The organism is Pseudomonas sp. 29 (assembly GCF_002754355.1).
Taxonomy (GTDB): domain Bacteria; phylum Pseudomonadota; class Gammaproteobacteria; order Pseudomonadales; family Pseudomonadaceae; genus Aquipseudomonas; species Aquipseudomonas neuropathica.
Window position 1 is genome coordinate 4,043,535 of the sequence record NZ_PEEY01000001.1, and the last position, 19,507, is coordinate 4,063,041.

Genomic DNA, 19,507 nt, shown 5'->3' on the forward strand with positions numbered 1-19,507 from the left:
ACTTAAAGACCGGCAGCCATGGCTTTGTCGATCAGCCAGTTCAGGTTCGGGCCACGGTCGCTGTTCACTTCCACCGGGCGGCCGGCCAAGCTGCTGTCGAGCGGCTCGTCAGGCTGGATCTGCACGCGGATGTCGGAGGACAGGTCGGCGCTTTTCAGGCTGGTGCTGCTGACGATCTTGCCGGTGCGGGTCTTGTCTTCGCCGGCGATCTGGAAGCTCACCGGGGTGCCCGGACGCACGTCGCCGAACTGGCGATAGGAGAAGCGCGCATCAACGGTGGCCTGGGTATTGCGCGGCACCAGTTGGAAGATCACATCGCCTTTGCTGGCGTATTGCCCGTCAGCCACCAGTTGCTGGGCCACGGTGCAATCGCATGGAGAGGTCAGGGTGCCGGTCATTTGCTTGCCGAACAGTTCTTCAACCTTGGCCGGGGACAGTTGATCTTCTTCCAGATGACCCTTGAGCACATCGAGCATGCTGGTGCTGAAGGTCGCCAGTGGCGCGCCTTTCGCTGCAACGCCGTCGGACTTGACCAGGCTCTGCACGGTGCCGTCGCGCGGCATGGTGATGTTCATCCCCGGTACGCTGACCAGACCGGCCTGCGCGTGGCTGACGAAGTACATGCCGTATACCGATTTGAAAATGAAGCCCGCCGCGACCAGGCCGACCGCGAAGATACCGGCGCTGAAGGTCACTGCTTTCAGGCGCCCGAACGGGGTCATGCCGGAGCCGCCGTCCTTGACCTTGCGTGCCTTGGTGAAGTTGTCGCGCTGCAGGGTCGCCAGCACTTCGCCGATGCTGACGATGTCGCCGGCCAGGTGCGAGGTGATCAAGTGGCGCAGGGTAGAAATATCCTGCGGTTCCAGATTCTGGAACTGGCAGCCGGCGCGGCCGGTCTGGCGGTCGAAGGAGCGCACCTGCAATTCAACGTCCATGGCGATGCCGAGGTTGTCGATGACGAATTGCAGACGCGCCTTGTACACCTGGCCAATGGTCAGCGGCAGTTGCCCGGCGTTGAACGCCAGACCACCGGCAGACAGGTCGATGACCCGCGCTTCGACCGGCGTCCGGTCAGGACCGAAGAAGCGCAGTTTGGCCGGGATTTTCACGCGGGCGTGTTGGCGCTGGGCTTCGGATTCATGCACTACGTTGGCGTTGACGGCGGTATTCATGGGGGCGATTTCCTTGTTAATTCAATAGGGGCAGGTCAGACCATCATCAGCAGCACGGCGACGAAAATGCTGCCGGCGGAGAAGGTCATGGTCCGAGACGACCAGGTGTTGAACCAACGTTGAAAGCTGGCGAGATCACGGGTCAGGGATGTGGGTTGGCGAGTCCAGGATTGTTGGTCGAGGCGGAAGAACACGTAGATCTTCACCAGCGCACCGACGATCTGGTTGTAATAGAGAATCGCTGGGTAAGCCGGGCCGATCCGGTGACCGGAACACGACAACAGCAACGTCAGGATCAGGCGGGTGATGCCGATCCACAGCAGGTAGACCAGGATGAACGCGGTGCCGTATTTGAAGCTTGCGATGAGCGCCACGGTCAGGCCGAGCAAGGACGTCCACATCGACACGCGTTGGTCGAACAGCACTACCGAGGTGAACGCGCCGAGGCGTTTCACACCCAGGCCCAGCGCTCGCGAGTTCTGGCGCAGGTTGTTGCCGTACCAGCGGAACATCAGTTTGCGGCTGGCTTTGATGAAGCTCTTTTCCGGTGGGTGTTCAACGGTGTTGATCGCCGCGTCAGGCACGTAGAAAGTGTCGTAACCGAGGCGCATCAGGCTGAACCAGCTCGACTTGTCGTCGCCGGTCAAAAACTTGAAGCGGCCCAGACGCCAGTGTTGCAGCGAGTCGCTTTCCACGTCGGCAATGAATTCCGGGTTGGTCACCACGGTGGCGCGGAACACCGACATACGACCGGTCATGGTCAGCACGCGTTTGGACAGGGCCATCGAGCACATGTTGATGTGGCGCTGGGCGAAACGCAGCTTGTGCCATTCGCTCATGATGTAGCCGCCGCGCACTTCGCAGAACTCGTTGGTGGTCAGGCCGCCGACGTTGCCGAACAGCTGGAACCACGGCACGGTCTTGCGCACGGTGCCTTCGCCGAGCACGGTGTCGCCATCGATCACGGCCACCACGGCGCGGTCGTCCGGCAAGTGGCGGGAAATCGCGCGGAAACCATAGGCCAGGCCATCACGTTTGCCGGTACCGGGAATGCGCACGAAGTCGAGCTTCACGCGGTCTGGCGGATTCATTCGCGCCCACAGCGCCTTGACCAGCAGCTCATCGGACATTTCCACGATCGAGCAGACCACGGTGGTCGGCAGTTCGCAGTCGATGGCTTCGCGGATCACCGAGCTGTAGACCTGCGCCGTGGTCAGCGCGTCGATCCGGAAACTGGTAACCATCAGGAACACATGCGACGGGTCCGCCGCCTTACCCAGCTTGCGTACTTTGCGACGCAGGTGCGGGTAAACGATGTAGAGAAAAATCATGCCGCGCACAAAGTGCGTTGCACCCATCGAGTAGCGCCAGATACCCACGGCGCCAATCAGGAAAATGAAGTCCTTCGACTCGGAGTCGAATGTGGACGTGGGCAGCATCAAGGCCAGGCCCATCAGCAGACTGAGATAAAAAAGCCAGCCGGCTGATTGCAGAAAAAAATGTTTGAGCTTGCTCATCAGCGTCATCCGAAGGTAAGGGAGGCTTCAAGCTGCAAGCTTCGAGCTGCAAGTACTGCAGCTCGAAGCTTGTCGCTTAGGTCTGCATTACCAGCAGATACCCTCGGTGCGCGTACCAGCGTCGGTGGCTTTGGCCATGAAGCCGACCAGGTCGATGACCTGTTTGCCGTGCGGCGCTTGCTGGGCCAACGGGCGGAACTTCTCGTCGCGGTTGCCGAGGATGATCACGTCGGAGTTATCGATCACCGAATCGAAGTCCGCGTTGAGCAGGGACGACACGTGCGGGATCTTCGACTCGATGTAGTCCTTGTTCGCGCCGTGAACACGGGCGTACTCGACGTTGCTGTCGTAGATGCTCAGGTCGTAACCCTTGCCGATCAGCATCTCGGCCAGTTCCACCAGCGGGCTTTCGCGCAGGTCATCGGTGCCGGCCTTGAAGCTCAGGCCGAGCAGGGCGACTTTACGTTTGTCGTGGCTTTCAACGATGTCGAAGGCGTTCTGTACTTGCGATTCGTTGCTGCGCATCAGCGAGTTGAGCAGCGGCGCTTCGACGTCCAGCGAACCGGCGCGGTAGGTCAGCGCACGCACGTCTTTCGGCAGGCACGAACCGCCGAAGGCGAAGCCAGGGCGCATGTAGTACTGGGACAGGTTGAGGGTCTTGTCCTGGCAGACCACTTCCATCACTTCACGGCCATCGACGCCGACTGCTTTGGCGATGTTGCCGATCTCGTTGGCGAAGGTCACTTTGGTCGCGTGCCAGACGTTGCAGGTGTACTTGATCATCTCGGCAACGGCGATGTCCTTGCGGATGATCGGTGCGTCGAGTTCTTCGTACAGCGATTGCAGAACGTCGCCCGAGGCCTTGTCGAACTCGCCGATGACGGTCATCGGTGGCAGGTCGTAGTCGGCAATGGCGGTGGATTCACGCAGGAATTCCGGGTTGACCGCAACGCCGAAGTCGACACCGGCCTTCTTGCCCGAGCAGTCTTCGAGAATCGGGATCACCACGTTGGCCACGGTGCCCGGCAGCACGGTGCTGCGCACGACGATGGTGTGGCGGGTGGTTTTTTCACGCAGGACAAAACCGATCTCGCGGCATACCGCTTCGATGTAGTTCAGTTCCAGGTCGCCGTTCTTTTTGCTCGGCGTACCCACGCAGATCATCGACAGGTCGGTGTCGCGAATCGCCTCGGCGAAGTTGGTCGTGCCACGCAGACGACCGGTCTGGATACCCTGTTGCAGAAGTTCGCCCAGGCCGGGTTCAACAATCGGCGACTTGCCGGCGTTGATCATGTCGATCTTGTCTTTGGCAACATCGACGCCAACTACGTCATGGCCCCGTGCAGACAGGCAACCGGCACATACTGCGCCAACGTAACCCAAACCAAATATGCTGATGCGCATCGCAATTACCTCTGTATATATCAGGCCTTAGAGGCCGGAGTTAATGGTGTTCAGCGTTCATTAGTGCACTCGAAAGTGCGGCACACAGGCGCCACAATGCCGTGTGCAGGCATACTAAGTTTCGAGTGTCTAAATAAGTGCACTCAAGATGTGCGCAACCAGGCCTTGTTGTTATGACTTGCCCTGTTATGCAGCCGATCCTCTTTGGAGAAGACTCTTGTGCAATCGTCTTGCGCGCTCGATGTCAGGATGAAAGTCCCGTAAATCAAGCGGTTGGGTGCTCAGGCGAGCACGTTTATTAGGGCGCGGCCATGGCCTTTGTAGGGGATATAAATGGTGCGTATCTCCTGTCCATCGTCTGTTTTGAGACTAGTTAGTCATCTAGGCAAGTTGCTGTGACAACTTGGTTACATGGCTATCTGCTCTGCGTAAGTTATCTCGTACAAACTCGGCGAGAATCGTTACCGGTGGTATGAGCTATGCATTCGGACGAAGTTCCTGTCCGCTCATCGCGAAATCTGAAATTTCTTGAAATATTGTCAGAGATGGCACTAGTCTCAATTTGATAGCACTTTCGTTTTCGACCTTTAATAACAGGCGAAAAATCACGTTAGATAGTTTTGTGCCACTACGCTGAAAAAAGTTAGGTGCCACTACTGAAAAAAATGATCAGTGTCGAGTGAAACTAATCTTAGAAAAGACAGGGAGGTTTTTCTGGCGCCATTAAAATGGCGAAATGGTGCGAGGGTTTTTTGACATCGTGCGAGCTGCACGACTCTTTATACAAAGAGTCGTGCATTGGGCATGCTTTATTCCGGGGCGTGGTCGCGCAAAAACACCAGATTGTCGGGTTTCGACTGTTCGACGCTGTAGCGATAACCCTGCACATCGAACTGTTTGAGCTGGGCCGGATCGTTGATCTTTTCCTGGATCACGAAACGGCTCATCAGGCCCCGGGCTTTTTTCGCGTAGAAGCTGATGATCTTGTACTGACCGTTCTTCTGGTCCTTGAACTCGGTGTTGATGATCCGCGCGTTCAGGGCTGTGCGTTTCACTGCCGAAAAGTACTCATTGGAGGCGAGGTTGAGCAGCACGTCGTCGCCTTGATCGGCCAGCGCTTCATTGAGCCATTCGCTGATGCGCGTACCCCAGAAGGCGTACAGGTCTTTGCCACGGGCGTTGGCCAGTTTGGTGCCCATTTCCAGACGATAGGGTTGCATCAGGTCGAGCGGGCGCAGCAGCCCGTAGAGACCGGAGAGCATGCGCAGGTGTTTTTGCGCGTAATCGAAATCGGTTTCGCTGAAGGACTGGGCGTCGAGACCGGTGTAGACGTCGCCCTTGAACGCGAGCAGTGCCTGTTTGGCGTTTTCCGGGGTGAAGGCAGGCGTCCAGCTGCCGAAGCGCGCGGCGTTGAGCCCACCGATTTTGTCGGACACGTGCATCAGTTCGCTGATCTGCGCAGGCGTCAGGTCGCGCAGTTGCTGGATCAGTTCCTGGGAATGGTCGAGGTATTGCGGCTGAGTGAAGCGCTGGGTCGCCGGCGGTGTTTCGTAATCGAGGGTCTTGGCGGGGGAAATCACCATCAGCATGAAGTCGTCTCCTTTAATCGTGGGGGCGATTCTAGGGGGTTGTCCGATTTGACTCCAGCTATGGGGGTTATAGGTATGAGTAAGCTCCGGCATTTGCGACGGCTGGTGGATTTTTCCCTCACCCCAGCCCTCTCCCGGAGGGAGAGGGGGCTGACCGAGTTGTACTGTCGATTTACGCCGACATGATCTATCGAGTTGAACTCAAATTTTGAAATCAATGAAGGTCAGCTCCTTCTCCCCCCGGGAGAGGGCTGGGGTGAGGGCGGCGTCCTTCAGCCTTGCACATCAGCTATAGTGCCGCGCGGGTTTTGTTATGGAGACATCCCTTTTGCGCATTGTTCTTTTATTCACCGCGTGGCTGTTGAGCTTCGGTGCCGTCGCGGCGCCGGGCGATGTGGCGACGCTGGATCGCAGCACCTGGCCGGAGCAGCTTAGCAACCCGACCCTGTTTGACGTGGCGTCACGGGCGGAAATCCTGATGTTCGCCCGTGTCCTGCTGGGCACCGAGTCGATGGACGAGGCCGCTCTGGCGCAGCGTCTAGGCTTGCGCACGGTCAATATCGATGCGGTCAACATTCTGCGCCAACGCCTCTGGCCGCGCCTGCTGGCCAACTACAACTTCGCCCAGCAAAGCTGCGATCAGGACGCCTCGTTCTGCTTCCTTGTAGAAGACTTGCCAACGCTGCGCGAGCAAGCCGCCAAGTTCGTCGTCAGTGACGACAGTTATTACACCAAGTGGGCCGAGCCGAGCCGGATCTTCCATGTGCAGTACCTCGACGAGTTGTTGCGCAAGGCCGCGTTGTCGCCGCAGAGCAGCAACGAATTCGATCGTTTCGGTGACTACGAGCGCAACGGCGACGCGATGCACGACCGGCTGTTCCTGCTGACCTTCGACAGTGCCGCCAATCTGCAACCGGACAACACCGGCTGGCTCACCGAATACCTACGCAAATCGAACCTGAGCGGCACGTTCTTCGTGCTGGGCAAGGATATTCAGGCGCGACTGGCTGATCGCTCGGTGAGCAGCCTGCAAGCAGAGTTCTCGAAACAGTGCGTCGGCGTTCAAGGTTGGGAGTTCCGCTCCCACAGCCACTGGCAGGACTGGCAGGATTCGGTGCGGCGCAGCGCAGATCTGGTGAAGAACAAGTTGCCGGAAAACTACGTGCCGCTGTTTCGTCCGCCGGAAGGGCAGCGCCGCAGCGATGCGCAAGGTTTCTTCAACACACAAGGCCTGCAAGTGGCGCTGTGGGACATCGATGCCCAGGACGGCGCCGGCAAACTCAAGGGCGCAGCGAGCGCGCAGAGGGTGCTGACTCTGATGCTGCTGTGGCGACACGGGGTGATCAATTTCAACATGAAACAGGACGCGGTGAAGACCTCGTTACCGTGGTTGATCACGCAGACCGCGCAGAGCGGTATCGGTTGGGAAGACTGTCAGGACGCTTTTCGCTGAGAAACGAAAAAAGCCCGGAAACATTGGGCTTGGGGCGATTTTTTTGAAGAGTTCGATGCAGGCGGACTTCCGACTTTAGCGGGGTCTGGGCAGTCCGCCAAGGGCTTTTCGTCACTCTGAAAAATAAACTTAAAAAAACCGTCAAAGTACTTTTTTATGTCATCGGTTTTGGAGTATTACGAAGACAGACCGCCGAAACCTGCAACACAGGTGGCGTCTTCCAAGACCCGTTTGTTTGCAGTCACTTGAATCTCCGCAGGTGAGATTTCGGCAGTCACTTCGAGGCGCAGCACCGCTCAGGTATTGCGTCCAATGGCTCTGACAAAGGTGACCGAGTATGGATGATCACGGACGTAGCCCTTCCTCCAACCAGCCAATCCTTTATGTACTCGATACCAACGTATTGATTCACGATCCAAATGCCCTGCTGAATTTCGAAGAACACCACGTCGCGATCCCGATGACCGTGCTTGAAGAGCTGGACAAGCTCAAGAGCGGGCATCACAGCGTTGCCGCCGAATGCCGTCAGGCCATCCGGCTGATCGACAAGACCTTGGGCGACGCTTCCCCTGAAGACGTCGAACTGGGTGTGCCGATCCAGCGCGGTAAAGGCGGGCCGAAGGGCTTGCTGTCAATTCTGATGAGCAAACAGGCCGAATCGAATCTGATTCTGCCCGAGCATCTGAACGACAATAAAATCATCAACCAACTGATCGATTTGCACACCCGCGATCCGAAAAAGCCTGTGGTGCTGGTCACCAAAGACATCAACATGCGCCTCAAGGCGCGCGCCTGTGGCATCGATGCCGAGGATTACAGCACCGACCAACTGGTCGATGACGTGTCCCTGCTGCCCAACGGCTATCACAACATGACCGGCTCTTTCTGGGACCGCGTGAGCAAGGTCGACACCCGCCAGGATCACGGCCGCACCTGGCACCAAGTGCAACTGATCGACAACCTGCCGGCGGTGCACATCAACGAGTTCATCATCGACGAACAGGGCTTTGTCGGCTGGATCAAGGAGATCGACGAGGCCAAGCTGCTGATCCTCGACCTGCATCAGGAACCGCTGCTGCATCAAGAGGCCTGGGGGCTGAAACCACGCGACATCTATCAGAGTCTGGCGCTTTACGCGCTGCTCGATCCGGACATTCATCTGGTCAACCTGTCGGGTGCCGCCGGTTCCGGTAAAACCATTCTGGCTCTGGCCGCGGCGATCGAGCAGACCATGGTCAGCAAGCGTTATCGCCGCATCATTGCGACCCGCAGCGTGCAGGGCCTGGACCAGGAAATCGGCTTCCTGCCCGGCACCGAAGCGGAAAAAATGGAGCCGTGGCTGGGCGCCATCACCGACAACCTCGAAGCCTTGCACATGGATGACGAAAACACCCATGGCAGCGTCGATTACATCCTCAGCAAAGTGCCGTTGCAGTTCAAATCGCTCAACTACATTCGCGGGCGCAGCTTCCAGCAGAGCCTGATCCTGATCGACGAATGCCAGAACCTCACGCCGCATCAGATGAAAACCATCATCACCCGGGCCGGCGCCGGTTCCAAAGTGGTGTGCCTGGGCAACCTCGCACAAATCGACACCCCTTACCTGTCCGCGACCAGTTCCGGGCTGACCTACCTGACCGAACGCTTCAAGGATTTCCCCAACGGTGTGCACATCACCCTGCAAGGGGTGCCTCGTTCGATTCTGGCTGAATACGCCGAATCGCATCTGTAACCCTTCACCCCAAACCGGGCGGCCCACCAGCCGCCCGGTTTTTTTATGCCTGGACACAAATCCAAATGTGGGAGCGAGCTTGCTCGCGAATGCGGTATGCCAGTCACCATAGATGTAGCCTGATGCACCGCCTTCGCGAGCAAGCTCGCTCCCACAGGGTGCAACGGTGATTTCATAATCAATGATGCGGAAATTTGACCCGCAGGTTTACAATCGTCGCTCCTGATCAGGAGTAATCCCGTGCTGACTCATCTCGATTCCCAAGGTCGCGCCAACATGGTCGACGTCACCGAAAAAGCCGTGACGTTCCGTGAAGCGACGGCCCAAGCGCTGGTGCGCATGCTCCCCGAAACGCTGCAGATGATCGTCAGCGGCGGCCATCCCAAGGGTGACGTGTTCGCCGTGGCGCGCATTGCCGGCATTCAAGCGGCGAAGAAAACCAGTGATCTGATTCCCCTGTGCCATCCGCTGATGCTCACCGGCGTCAAAGTCGAACTCAGTGCTGATGGCGACGACACCGTGCGCATCGTTGCCCGCTGCAAGCTGTCCGGGCAGACCGGCGTTGAGATGGAAGCGTTGACCGCTGCCAGTGTTGCCGCCCTGACCATTTACGACATGTGTAAAGCCGTCGATCGCGGCATGACCATTGAAAGCGTGCGTCTGCTGGAGAAGGTCGGTGGCAAGAGCGGGCACTTTCAGGCGGAGCAGCCATGAACCTGACCGTGAAGTTTTTTGCCCGTTACCGCGAAGCGCTGGGCGTGGATTCGGTAAGAATTGAAGGTGATTTCGCCACCGTCGAGGACGTTCGCGCATTGCTCGCGCAACGTGACGGCGCCGAGGTGTTGAGCGAGCAGAACCTGATGTGCGCACGCAACGAAGACCTCTGCCAACTCGATGAGCCGGTGGTCGATGGCGACGAAGTGGCGTTTTTCCCTACCGTGACCGGGGGCTGATCCATGGCGATTCGCGTGCAGGCCACGCCGTTCGATCCGGGCGCTGAAGTCAACGCGATGCATGCGGCCAATGTCGGCGTCGGCGCGGTGGTGAGTTTTGTCGGCTACGTGCGCGACTTTAACGACGGCCTCGATGTAGCGGGGATGTTCCTCGAACACTATCCGGGCATGACCGAAAAAGCCCTCGGCAAAATCGCCAGCGAAGCCGAACAGCGCTGGCCGTTGCTGAAACTGGAAGTGCTGCACCGCATCGGCGCATTGGAGCCGGGCGAACCCATCGTGTTTGTCGGCGCCGCCAGCGCCCATCGCCAGGCCGCCTTCGATGCCTGCGCATTCGTCATGGACTACCTGAAAACCCGCGCGCCGTTCTGGAAGAAAGAAAACACCAGTGATGGCCCGCGTTGGGTTGAGGGGCGCGACAGTGATCATGCAGCGGCGGATCGCTGGAAAAAGTAATTCCTGTAACGTCCCTCAGTACGCCTTCGCGAGCAAGCTCGCTCCCACATTGGATCTGTGTCGTTCACAAATCCAATGTGGGAGCGAGCTTGCTCGCGAAGGGGCCATCTGTAACAGCAAAAACCTCGCAGACACTCTCTTCTCGCGGATTGACTGCTTGTACCTATAAGTCCAATATGGATTTCCAAGTACAAAAAAGTTTCAGTCTTGCCGCTCGTAGCTCCCCGCTAGCAGCTGCTCTTCTTCATCTTGCCAAACCAACAACAACCCCGCGAGAGAACGAACATGAAGAAACTCCCCCTCATCACCGGTCTGGCCCTCAGCCTGTTGGCCTCAGCCAGCGTGTTCGCCGCCGAGCAAACCCTGCGCATCGGTATCGAAGCCGCTTACCCGCCATTTGCGTCGAAAACCGACAAAGGCGAAATCGTCGGTTTCGACTACGACATCGGCAATGCCCTGTGTGCGCAGATGAAGGTCAAGTGTGTGTGGGTCGAAGGTGAGTTCGACGGTCTGATTCCTTCGCTGAAAGTGAAAAAGATCGACATGGCGTTGTCCTCGATGACCATCAACGAAGACCGCAAGAAGTCGGTGGATTTCACCCATAAGTACTACTTCACCTCGTCGCGCCTAGTGATGAAGGAAGGCGCCACGGTCGACGATCAATACGCCAGCCTCAAGGGCAAGAACGTCGGCGTGCAGCGCGCGACCACCACCGATCGTTATGCCACCGAGGTGTTCGAGCCGAAGGGCATTAACGTCAAGCGCTACAGCAACAACGAAGAAATCTACATGGACCTGGCAGCGGGGCGGCTTGATGCGATTTTTGCCGACACCATTCCGCTGAATGACTTTTTGTCGATGCCGCGTGGCAAGGGTTATGCGTTTGTCGGGCCTGAGTTGAAGGATCCGAAGTACGTGGGCGAGGGCGCGGGAATTGCGGTGCGCAAGGGCAATACTGAACTGGTCAGCCAGTTGAATGGCGCCATCGATGGCATTCGCGCGAGTGGCGAGTACCAGAAGATTTCCGAGAAGTATTTCAAGTCCGACATTTACGGCGACTGATCTACCGCTTTCGCGAGCAGGCTCACTCCTACATTTGGAATGCGTTCACCTGTAGGAGTGAGCCTGCTCGCGATGGCGTCAGAGAAATCACCGCAAATCTCTAGCCCTTCAATTCCTTCAAATGCTTGTACACCGTCGCCCGCCCCATGTTCAGCACGTTGGCCACATAATTCGAGGCGCTCTTGCCCTTGAACGCGCCCTCGGCGTGCAGCGCCAGCACCAGTTCACGTTTGTGATCGCGGGTCAGCACATTCAGGCTTAGTTGCCGCTCACGCAGCCAGGCGTGGAGGAAGGTGTTGATGCGTTCCTGCCAGTCATCGCGAAACAGTGAGTCCGGTTGCGGGATCAGCTTGCTCGGTGAGAGGAACAGGTCTAGCGCGGCCTTGGCATTCTCGAACAGCGAAATATTCAGGTTGATGCACAACACCGCCAGTGGCCGGCCTTCGCTGTCGCGCAGCACGGTGCTCAGGCTGCGAATCTTCTGGCCATCCCAATTGAGCTTTTCGTACGGGCCGATATTGCGGTCGCTGACATCCTCGCTGAGCATGTCCTCCAGTGACGAGTCGTCGCCGATCTCGCGCTTGGACAGGTTGTTGGCGATGTAGTCGACCTTTTGCGTGCGCAGGTCGTGCAGCACCACTTCGGCGTGGGGAAAGAACAGCGTGGCGATGGCGTCGGCAACAGCGCGGAAGTTATCCAGCGCCGGGTCGAATTCAGGGGCAGTCATGACAGTGGAGCTCCAGGCAGCGTCAACGCCCCCGTGATCAGGAGGCGTTGCGAGTGTGCCGCAATCCGTTGGGCGCGTCATCCGTGGACAATCAGGCGAGGCGAGCGGGGGCGAGCATGGCGCTGTCCAGCCCGAACTGCTGCAAGTGCTCGGGCAACGGCTCGCCGCGTACCAACGCCGCGCTGGCCTGGCCCATCGCCGGGGAAGTCTGAATGCCGTAACCACCCTGCGCCGCCACCCAGAACAGCCCCGGCACCTGCTGATCGAAGCCACTGAGCAAATCACCGTCGGCGACGAAGCTGCGCAGGCCGGCCCACGTACGCGTCGGACGGCGGATGGTCAGCGTGGTGGCCTCTTCGATCTGGTAGATGCCCATGGCGATGTCCAGTTCTTCCGGCTGCACATCGTGAGGCTCGACCGGGTCGGCGTTGGCGGGCGAGCCGAGAAACATGCCGGCGTCGGGCTTCATATAGAAGGATTCGTCGAGGCTGACCAGCATCGGCCAGTGATGAATGTCGACGCCTTCCGGCCCGGCGAAAATGAACGCGGCGCGGCGCTTCGGTTGCAGGCCCAGCGGTTGGGCGCCGGCCAGTGTGCCGATCTTGTCGGCCCAGGCGCCGGCGGCGTTGATGATCACTGGCGCGCTGAACGTCTGGCCGTTGGTCTGAACACTCCAGCGGCCCTCGGCATCGCGACTGAGGCCTAGCACTTCGCAATCGGTGTGCAATTCGCCGTTGTTGCGGCGAATCCCGCGCAGGTAGCCCTGATGCAAGGCGTCAGTATCGATGTCGCTGGCGCTCGGGTCATAGATCGCGCCATGGACTTTTTCCCGGCGCAGGATCGGCAGTCGCGCGCAGGCTTCGTCGGCGCTGAGCAGTTGCATCTGCGGCACGGTGGCTTTGGCGCTGAGATATTGGTTGTTGAGTTCGGCGGCATCACCGGTGAAATCCACGGTCATTTCACCGCGTGGGGTGAGCAGTGGGTGTTCGCAGAAACCGGCTGGCGGGTGGTCAAAAAACGCCCGGCTGGCCTGGGTCAGCGCGCGAACTTGTGGCGTGCCGTACGCGGCGGTAAACAGCGCGGCGGAGCGCCCGGTGGAGTGATAGGCCGGGTGGGATTCACGTTCGAGCACGATCACTTTGCCGTGCGGCGACAGCCAGAAACCGGTGGATGCGCCGGCAATCCCGCCGCCGATGATGATGAAATCTGCCTGGCTCATGTAGGTCTCCTGATGCTCGAAATATGAAAATACACGCAATCCCTGTGGGAGCGAGCTTGCTCGCGAAAGCGATCTATCAGTCAACACATTCGGTGAATGTCAGACCGCATTCGCGAGCAAGCTCGCTCCCACATGGATTGCATCAGGCTTAATTCTGGTGATGGAGGAGATAAATCGCATTGGCGAGGGCGATGTCTTCCAGGCCGAGGCCAATTGAACGGAAGAACACATGACGATCGTAATCGGGGCGCTGCACTTTCTCGCTGAGCAAGTCGGCGAGGTCGCCGACAATCGAATCCTTGCTCCAGCCATGCTGTTCACTGGCAATCAGCATCTCACCTGCCGAACCCGGCGTGGTCAGACGATAGTCGCAGAACACCTGCATGTCGTTGAGGCTCTGCGGCGGCACTTCATGGGCACGCGGGGCGTTGGTGCTGATCGAGGTGATCAGGGCTGGTTTGCTCAGCGCGGCCGGATCGATCACCGGGCCGGCGGACGAGGTGCACAGCATGATCACGTCCGCCTCGACGAGGGCGGCTTCACGGCTGTCAACGATCCTCAGGTTGGGAGTGATGGCTTTCAACAGTGCCTTGGTTTGAGCGTCGGCGGACAGGCTTGGCGAATACAGGCTGATGTTCTGCCAGTCGCGCAGACCTTTCACATAGTGCAGATGCGCCTGCGCAACCTTGCCACTCCCGATGATTGCCAGTCGCGTGGCGTTTGTCGGAGCGAGGGTGTCGACCGCCACAGCCGTGGTCGCGGCGGTGCGCGCGGTGGTCAGTTCAGCGGCATCGCAGAGCAGCAGCGGTTGACCGGTTTTCATCGACATCAACAAGGTCCATGCCGTCACCAGCGCACCTTGCTCGCGAACGATATACGGCGAGGTCTTCACGCCGTACACGCCGTCTTCGGCCAGCACGCCCAGATAATTGATGAAGTCGCCGGCACCTTGCGGAAATTCCACCAGTTGCTGCGCCGGTTGTACGGCGTTACCCGCCGCAAGATCACGGAACAGCTTGCGCAGGATTTGCGGCACATCAATGCGCGCCAGCAGCTCACGGGCCTGATGCTGGTCGATCACGTAGGGCGTACTGGACATATCAGGCTCCAAAGATGAAAGATAAACTTATTTGTCCATTATGGACTTTTAGTTTTCTCTCGCAAGCACCTGATGAAACACCGGGCGAAAAAAAAGCGCAGTCCGTTGCCGGCTGCGCTTTTCTTTTAAACGTCGTTTACTGCGGACGCTTGCGCTCAACCGCGCGCAACAGATGCGTCGGCGGCGTTTCACAGCTGATCTTGCGACCGAGCTTCTCTTCGATGGACGGCAACTGGTAGGAGTCGTCCTCACCGGCGAAGCTGATCGACACACCGTCGGCGCCGGCACGACCGGTACGACCGATGCGGTGCACGTAGTCGTCCGGGACTTCCGGCAGGGTGAAGTTGATCACGTGGCTGATGCCGTCGATGTGGATGCCGCGACCGGCCACATCAGTGGCGACCAGTACGCGAATCTTGCCTTCGCGGAAACCCTCCAGGGTCTTGATGCGTTTGTGCTGCGGCACATCGCCGGACAGTTGCGCGGCGTTGATGCCATCGCGCACCAGGCGTTCTTCGATGCGGCGCACTTCGTCCTTGCGGTTGGCAAACACGATCACGCGTTCCCAGCCGTTATCGTTGACCAGGTTGTAGAGCAGTTTGTACTTGTCGGCACCGGCCACCGCATAGATGTGCTGCTCGACGTTTTCGTTGGCAACGTTGGTGATTTCGATTTCGACGATCGCAGGGTCAGTGGTCCACTGCTTGGCGAGGTTCATCACGTCTTCGGTGAAGGTCGCGGAAAACAGCAAGGTCTGGCGTTCGGACTTCGGTGGCGTCTGGCGAATGATCTGACGTACCTGCGGGATGAATCCCATGTCGAGCATGCGGTCGGCTTCGTCCAGCACCATCACTTCGACCATGTCCAGGTGCACGTCGCCACGCTGGTTGAAGTCGAGCAGACGGCCGGGTGTGGCGACGAGGATGTCGCAGTGACGCGCTTCGAGGTGCTTGAGCTGCTTGTCAAAGTCCATGCCGCCAACAAACGTCATGACGTTGAGGCCGGTGTACTTGGTCAGGTCAGCGGCGTCCTTGGCGATTTGTACCACCAGCTCACGGGTCGGCGCGATGATCAGCGCACGAGGTTCGCCCATGTAGCGTTCTTTCGGCGGCGGGGTCTGCAGCAGTTGGGTGATGATCGAGATCAGGAACGCGGCGGTTTTACCGGTGCCGGTCTGCGCACGGCCAATGGCGTCTTTGCCGGCGAGGGTGTAACCCAGCACCTGCGCCTGAATCGGCGTGCAGTACGGAAAACCCAGATCCTGGATGGCGTGCATCAGTTCTGGAGACAGCTTGAAGTCGTGGAAGCGGGTTTTGCCTTCCTGTGGCTCGACGACGAAATCCTCGAGTTTCCACGGAATAACCGGTGCCTTGGGCTTCGGTTCGCGGCGCGGTCTGGCCGGTTTCGGCGCTTCGCTGCGGGCAGGTTCGGCGGCGATTGGCGCGGCCGGTGCAGGTTGTGGTTCTGCCTTCGGTGCCGCTACGTGAGCGGGGCGCTCGGCCTGTGGCGCATCGTTGCGATGACCGGGGGCGTGCGACGGCGCACTGGGAACTGGCGCGAGCTGCTCAGCCTCGCTTTTACCGAACATCTTCTTGAGTGCTTTGAGCACGGTCATCTCATCAATTGGTTAAGGAATGTACGCCGGCCAGTGTAATGCAAGAAACGGGCGCGGCGTAGTGGGAGGGATCAAAGGGCGGTTTTAATCTCGACGCTTAGCGCAAACGTTCGCTCAACCAGGTACCGATGTCGCGAATTTCCTCGGGTAACACTTCGTGCTCCATTGGGTATTCCTGCCATGTCACGGTGACACCATGCTTCACCAAATGCTCATAAGCACTGCGCCCCATCGAGTTTTGCACCACGCCATCGAACTGGCCGTGCAGGCATATCGCGGGGATCCGCTGCTGACTGGCTGACAGCTCCATCTCATCACTGAAGGTCGGCGCATATGTCGACAACGCCAGCACGCCGCCCAATGGCCCCTGCCATTTCACAAATGCAGTGTGCAACACCACCGCGCCACCCTGGGAAAACCCGGCGAGAAAAATTCGCGAGGCGTCTATTCCGCTGGCGCGCTCGTTTTCGATCAATTCAATGATGCGATCCGCCGACGCTTCCAGCTCATCACGATCGATCGCGCGTGCCGGGCTCATGGCTTTGATGTCGTACCAGCTTGGCATGGCATATCCGCCATTTATCGTCACTGGACGAGTTGGCGCCTGTGGCAACACGAAGCGCGTGCTCAGCAGGCTTTCCTGCAATGCCTCGGCCACCGGCAGGAAGTCGTAACGGTCGGCGCCGAGGCCGTGCAGCCAGATCACGCAGGCGTCTGCGGGCTTAACAGGCTGAAGAATCAAGGGCTCGGTCATGTCTGCTCCAAAAATGTGCGGGCGCTCTCATTAAGTGCGTGGTTCGAGTGCGCGTCCGGTTGATCCGTTAAGAAGATGTCGCAAGGTTACAAGTTTTGCTATTGACCTGTCGCCGAATCGATTCGGCGAGCGGTGTGGTACGGGCTTTGCTATGGCTTGAACCGTGCAACCGATCTTGCGTGGGCGGTAACACTATCAGTGTACGACCCGCGACGGGATTGCAAAGAATCCGGTGATGGATGTTCGCCAATGGCCGCTACGGGCTTAGCGAATGTGAAAGGGCTACAGCCCGTTCGGCCGATTGGTGAGAAGTGAGTTGTCCATGATGTGGATTTTCTCCTACTAGACTCATAGCGAAGGTCTTACGTCGGTTGACCCCAAAAAAAGCCAACACGGGTCAACAACGCCTCAAAAGGGTGCGACTGGACTCAAGCTCCGACACAACAAGAGCAAAACTGGAGGTTTGAATGAAGATGTTGAAATCCACTCTGGCGATCGTGACTGCAGCAACAGTTCTCGGCGTCAGCGGGTTCGCTCAGGCGGGTGCAACCCTGGATGCCGTGCAGAAGAAAGGTTTCGTGCAGTGTGGCGTGAGCGACGGTCTGCCGGGCTTCTCGGTACCGGACGCAACCGGCAAGATCCTCGGGATCGACGCTGACGTCTGCCGCGCTGTGGCCGCTGCCGTATTCGGCGACGCGACCAAGGTCAAATTCAGTCAGTTGAACGCCAAAGAGCGCTTCACCGCGCTGCAATCGGGCGAGATCGACATCCTGTCGCGCAACACCACCATGACCAGTTCGCGTGACGCGGGCATGGGCCTGAAATTCCCGGGCTTCATTACCTACTACGACGGCATCGGTTTCCTGGTTAACAACAAGCTGGGCGTGAAAAGTGCCAAAGAGCTGGACGGTGCAACCATCTGCATCCAGGCCGGTACCACCACCGAGCTGAACGTTTCCGACTACTTCCGTGGCAACGGTCTGAAATACACCCCGATCACCTTCGACACCTCCGATGAAAGCGCCAAGTCGCTGGAATCCGGTCGTTGCGACGTGCTGACCTCCGACAAGTCCCAACTGTTCGCCCAGCGCTCCAAGCTGGCCTCGCCGAAGGACTACGTGGTTCTGCCGGAAACCATTTCCAAAGAACCGCTGGGCCCGGTCGTACGTAACGGTGATGATGAGTGGCTGGCCATCGTGCGCTGGGTTGGCTACGCGCTGCTCAATGCTGAAGAAGCCGGTATCACTTCGAAGAACGTCGAAGCCGAAGCCAAGTCGACCAAGAACCCGGACGTTGCCCGTATGCTCGGCGCTGACGGCGAGTACGGCAAAGACCTGAAACTGCCGAAAGACTGGGTTGTGCAGATCGTCAAACAAGTCGGCAACTACGGCGAAATCTTCGAGAAAAACCTCGGCAAGAGCACTCCGCTGGAAATTGACCGCGGCTTGAACGCCCTGTGGAACAACGGCGGCATTCAGTACGCACCACCAGTGCGCTAATGGTTCTATCACCCGGCGGGCCAACCGCCGGGTGATGTTCTTGTTCCATTTCTTCCGGGGCACTTCATGCAAAATTCAATCGGCGCACCAAAGCAGAGGCTCAGCCTCAGCGATCCACGAGTGCGTGCGTGGCTATTCCAGATCATCACCGTTGTGGCGGTGGTCTCGCTGGGCTGGTACTTGTTCGACAACACGCAAACCAACCTTCAGCACCGGGGCATTACTTCCGGTTTCGGCTTTCTGGAGCGCAGTGCCGGATTCGGCATCGCTCAACACCTGATCGACTACACCGAAGCGGACAGCTATGCCCGCGTCTTTGTTATCGGTCTGCTCAACACCCTGTTGGTGACCGTGATCGGCGTGGTTCTAGCGACGATCCTCGGTTTCATCATCGGTGTGGCACGGCTGTCGCAGAACTGGATCATCAGCAAACTGGCGACTGTATATGTGGAAGTGTTCCGCAACATTCCGCCGCTGCTGCAAATCCTGTTCTGGTACTTCGCGGTATTCCTGACCATGCCGGGACCGCGCAACAGTCATAACTTCGGTGACACCTTCTTCGTCAGCAGCCGAGGCCTGAACATGCCGGCCGCGTTGGCCGCTGATGGTTTCTGGGCGTTCGTGATCAGCATCGTGGTGGCCATCGTCGGCATCGTGCTGATGTGCCGCTGGGCCAACAAGCGCTTTGAAGAAACCGGCGTGCCGTTCCACAAGTTCTGGGTGGGCCTGGCGATTCTGCTGGTGATCCCGACCTTGTGCGCACTGATCTTCGGCGCTCCGCTGCACTGGGAAATGCCTGAACTCAAAGGCTTTAACTTTGTTGGCGGCTGGGTGCTGATCCCGGAACTGCTCGCCTTGACCCTGGCCCTGACCGTGTACACCGCGGCGTTTATCGCCGAGATCGTGCGTTCGGGCATCAAATCGGTCAGCCATGGCCAGACAGAAGCGGCGCGCTCGCTCGGCCTGCGCAACGGCCCGACGCTGCGCAAGGTGATCATTCCGCAAGCCCTGCGCGTGATCATTCCGCCCCTGACCAGCCAATACCTCAATCTGGCGAAGAACTCCTCGCTGGCGGCCGGTATCGGTTACCCGGAAATGGTGTCGCTGTTCGCCGGCACCGTGCTCAACCAGACCGGTCAAGCCATCGAAGTGATTGCCATCACGATGAGCGTGTACCTGGCGATCAGTATCAGCATTTCCCTGCTGATGAACTGGTACAACAAGCGCATTGCGCTGATCGAGCGGTAAGGAAAAGC

Annotated in this window: 17 protein-coding genes; 8 read left to right on the top strand and 9 right to left on the bottom strand. The window is 58.6% G+C overall.

Annotated elements, in window-relative coordinates; translation table 11 throughout:
* Positions 1-2: 2 nt before the first annotated feature.
* The 4 genes from CLU80_RS18605 to yaaA form a co-directional block, all read right to left on the bottom strand.
* Positions 3-1,172, bottom strand: coding sequence for an alginate biosynthesis protein Alg44 (locus tag CLU80_RS18605; protein ID WP_007914303.1), 1,170 nt, complete (start codon positions 1,170-1,172; stop codon positions 3-5).
* Positions 1,173-1,207: 35 nt separating this feature from the next.
* Entirely contained in the window at positions 1,208-2,689 is a 1,482-nt protein-coding gene (gene alg8 / locus CLU80_RS18610) for a mannuronan synthase (RefSeq protein WP_007914304.1), read from the bottom strand.
* An 87-nt stretch (positions 2,690-2,776) separates the two neighbouring features.
* Complete coding sequence (locus CLU80_RS18615; RefSeq protein ID WP_007914305.1) at positions 2,777-4,093, bottom strand: nucleotide sugar dehydrogenase; 1,317 nt, start codon at positions 4,091-4,093, stop codon at positions 2,777-2,779.
* A gap of 809 nt (positions 4,094-4,902) precedes the next feature.
* Complete coding sequence (gene yaaA / locus CLU80_RS18620; protein WP_099758057.1) at positions 4,903-5,682, bottom strand: peroxide stress protein YaaA; 780 nt, start codon at positions 5,680-5,682, stop codon at positions 4,903-4,905.
* Between the two features lie 313 nt (positions 5,683-5,995).
* On the opposite strand from yaaA, the gene CLU80_RS18625 reads away from it, so the two are divergent.
* From CLU80_RS18625 to aotJ, 6 genes are all read left to right on the top strand, one after another.
* The gene (locus CLU80_RS18625) at positions 5,996-7,135 is read left to right on the top strand and encodes a polysaccharide deacetylase family protein (protein ID WP_437182478.1); all 1,140 of its coding nucleotides are present in this window, start codon (positions 5,996-5,998) and stop codon (positions 7,133-7,135) included.
* A gap of 337 nt (positions 7,136-7,472) precedes the next feature.
* A complete protein-coding gene (locus CLU80_RS18630; protein ID WP_007914309.1) occupies positions 7,473-8,867 on the top strand; it encodes a PhoH family protein in 1,395 nt (464 codons plus the stop codon).
* 240 nt (positions 8,868-9,107) lie between these two features.
* On the top strand, positions 9,108-9,581 hold the full coding sequence (gene moaC, locus CLU80_RS18640; protein WP_093437022.1) for a cyclic pyranopterin monophosphate synthase MoaC: 474 nt from the start codon (positions 9,108-9,110) through the stop codon (positions 9,579-9,581).
* On the top strand, positions 9,578-9,820 hold the full coding sequence (locus tag CLU80_RS18645) for a MoaD/ThiS family protein (RefSeq protein WP_093437018.1): 243 nt from the start codon (positions 9,578-9,580) through the stop codon (positions 9,818-9,820). The genes moaC and CLU80_RS18645 overlap by 4 nt, the downstream gene beginning before the upstream one ends.
* 3 nt (positions 9,821-9,823) lie before the next feature.
* A complete protein-coding gene (moaE, locus tag CLU80_RS18650; protein ID WP_007914312.1) occupies positions 9,824-10,276 on the top strand; it encodes a molybdopterin synthase catalytic subunit MoaE in 453 nt (150 codons plus the stop codon).
* A gap of 285 nt (positions 10,277-10,561) precedes the next feature.
* Positions 10,562-11,338, top strand: coding sequence for an L-arginine-binding protein AotJ (gene aotJ / locus CLU80_RS18660; RefSeq protein ID WP_093437010.1), 777 nt, complete (start codon positions 10,562-10,564; stop codon positions 11,336-11,338).
* Between the two features lie 100 nt (positions 11,339-11,438).
* On the opposite strand, the gene CLU80_RS18665 is transcribed toward aotJ, so the two are convergent.
* The 5 genes from CLU80_RS18665 to CLU80_RS18690 form a co-directional block, all read right to left on the bottom strand.
* On the bottom strand, positions 11,439-12,065 hold the full coding sequence (locus CLU80_RS18665; protein WP_093437003.1) for a helix-turn-helix transcriptional regulator: 627 nt from the start codon (positions 12,063-12,065) through the stop codon (positions 11,439-11,441).
* 91 nt (positions 12,066-12,156) lie between these two features.
* Complete coding sequence (locus CLU80_RS18670; protein ID WP_099758060.1) at positions 12,157-13,284, bottom strand: NAD(P)/FAD-dependent oxidoreductase; 1,128 nt, start codon at positions 13,282-13,284, stop codon at positions 12,157-12,159.
* A 148-nt stretch (positions 13,285-13,432) separates the two neighbouring features.
* The gene (locus CLU80_RS18680) at positions 13,433-14,383 is read right to left on the bottom strand and encodes an ornithine cyclodeaminase family protein (protein ID WP_099758061.1); all 951 of its coding nucleotides are present in this window, start codon (positions 14,381-14,383) and stop codon (positions 13,433-13,435) included.
* Between the two features lie 136 nt (positions 14,384-14,519).
* A complete protein-coding gene (gene rhlB, locus CLU80_RS18685) occupies positions 14,520-15,998 on the bottom strand; it encodes an ATP-dependent RNA helicase RhlB (protein ID WP_093436990.1) in 1,479 nt (492 codons plus the stop codon).
* A 97-nt stretch (positions 15,999-16,095) separates the two neighbouring features.
* Entirely contained in the window at positions 16,096-16,752 is a 657-nt protein-coding gene (locus CLU80_RS18690) for an alpha/beta hydrolase (RefSeq protein WP_093436986.1), read from the bottom strand.
* 467 nt (positions 16,753-17,219) lie between these two features.
* On the opposite strand from CLU80_RS18690, the gene CLU80_RS18695 reads away from it, so the two are divergent.
* On the top strand, positions 17,220-18,251 hold the full coding sequence (locus CLU80_RS18695; RefSeq protein ID WP_095050968.1) for an amino acid ABC transporter substrate-binding protein: 1,032 nt from the start codon (positions 17,220-17,222) through the stop codon (positions 18,249-18,251).
* A 66-nt stretch (positions 18,252-18,317) separates the two neighbouring features.
* Positions 18,318-19,499 (top strand): amino acid ABC transporter permease, encoded by a 1,182-nt coding sequence (locus tag CLU80_RS18700; RefSeq protein ID WP_099758062.1) that lies wholly within the window; start codon positions 18,318-18,320, stop codon positions 19,497-19,499.
* Positions 19,500-19,507 lie beyond the last annotated feature (8 nt).

What these genes read in the sequence shown, in the direction of transcription:
- CLU80_RS18605 (WP_007914303.1), bottom strand. Translation starts at nt 1,172, where the DNA reads ATGAATACCGCCGTCAACGCCAACGTAGTGCATGAATCCGAAGCCCAG.
- alg8 (WP_007914304.1), bottom strand. Translation starts at nt 2,689, where the DNA reads ATGAGCAAGCTCAAACATTTTTTTCTGCAATCAGCCGGCTGGCTTTTT.
- CLU80_RS18615 (WP_007914305.1), bottom strand. Translation starts at nt 4,093, where the DNA reads ATGCGCATCAGCATATTTGGTTTGGGTTACGTTGGCGCAGTATGTGCC.
- yaaA (WP_099758057.1), bottom strand. Translation starts at nt 5,682, where the DNA reads ATGCTGATGGTGATTTCCCCCGCCAAGACCCTCGATTACGAAACACCG.
- CLU80_RS18625 (WP_437182478.1), top strand. Translation starts at nt 5,996, where the DNA reads ATGGAGACATCCCTTTTGCGCATTGTTCTTTTATTCACCGCGTGGCTG.
- CLU80_RS18630 (WP_007914309.1), top strand. Translation starts at nt 7,473, where the DNA reads ATGGATGATCACGGACGTAGCCCTTCCTCCAACCAGCCAATCCTTTAT.
- CLU80_RS18645 (WP_093437018.1), top strand. Translation starts at nt 9,578, where the DNA reads ATGAACCTGACCGTGAAGTTTTTTGCCCGTTACCGCGAAGCGCTGGGC.
- moaE (WP_007914312.1), top strand. Translation starts at nt 9,824, where the DNA reads ATGGCGATTCGCGTGCAGGCCACGCCGTTCGATCCGGGCGCTGAAGTC.
- aotJ (WP_093437010.1), top strand. Translation starts at nt 10,562, where the DNA reads ATGAAGAAACTCCCCCTCATCACCGGTCTGGCCCTCAGCCTGTTGGCC.
- CLU80_RS18665 (WP_093437003.1), bottom strand. Translation starts at nt 12,065, where the DNA reads ATGACTGCCCCTGAATTCGACCCGGCGCTGGATAACTTCCGCGCTGTT.
- CLU80_RS18670 (WP_099758060.1), bottom strand. Translation starts at nt 13,284, where the DNA reads ATGAGCCAGGCAGATTTCATCATCATCGGCGGCGGGATTGCCGGCGCA.
- CLU80_RS18680 (WP_099758061.1), bottom strand. Translation starts at nt 14,383, where the DNA reads ATGTCCAGTACGCCCTACGTGATCGACCAGCATCAGGCCCGTGAGCTG.
- rhlB (WP_093436990.1), bottom strand. Translation starts at nt 15,998, where the DNA reads ATGACCGTGCTCAAAGCACTCAAGAAGATGTTCGGTAAAAGCGAGGCT.
- CLU80_RS18690 (WP_093436986.1), bottom strand. Translation starts at nt 16,752, where the DNA reads ATGACCGAGCCCTTGATTCTTCAGCCTGTTAAGCCCGCAGACGCCTGC.
- CLU80_RS18695 (WP_095050968.1), top strand. Translation starts at nt 17,220, where the DNA reads ATGAAGATGTTGAAATCCACTCTGGCGATCGTGACTGCAGCAACAGTT.
- CLU80_RS18700 (WP_099758062.1), top strand. Translation starts at nt 18,318, where the DNA reads ATGCAAAATTCAATCGGCGCACCAAAGCAGAGGCTCAGCCTCAGCGAT.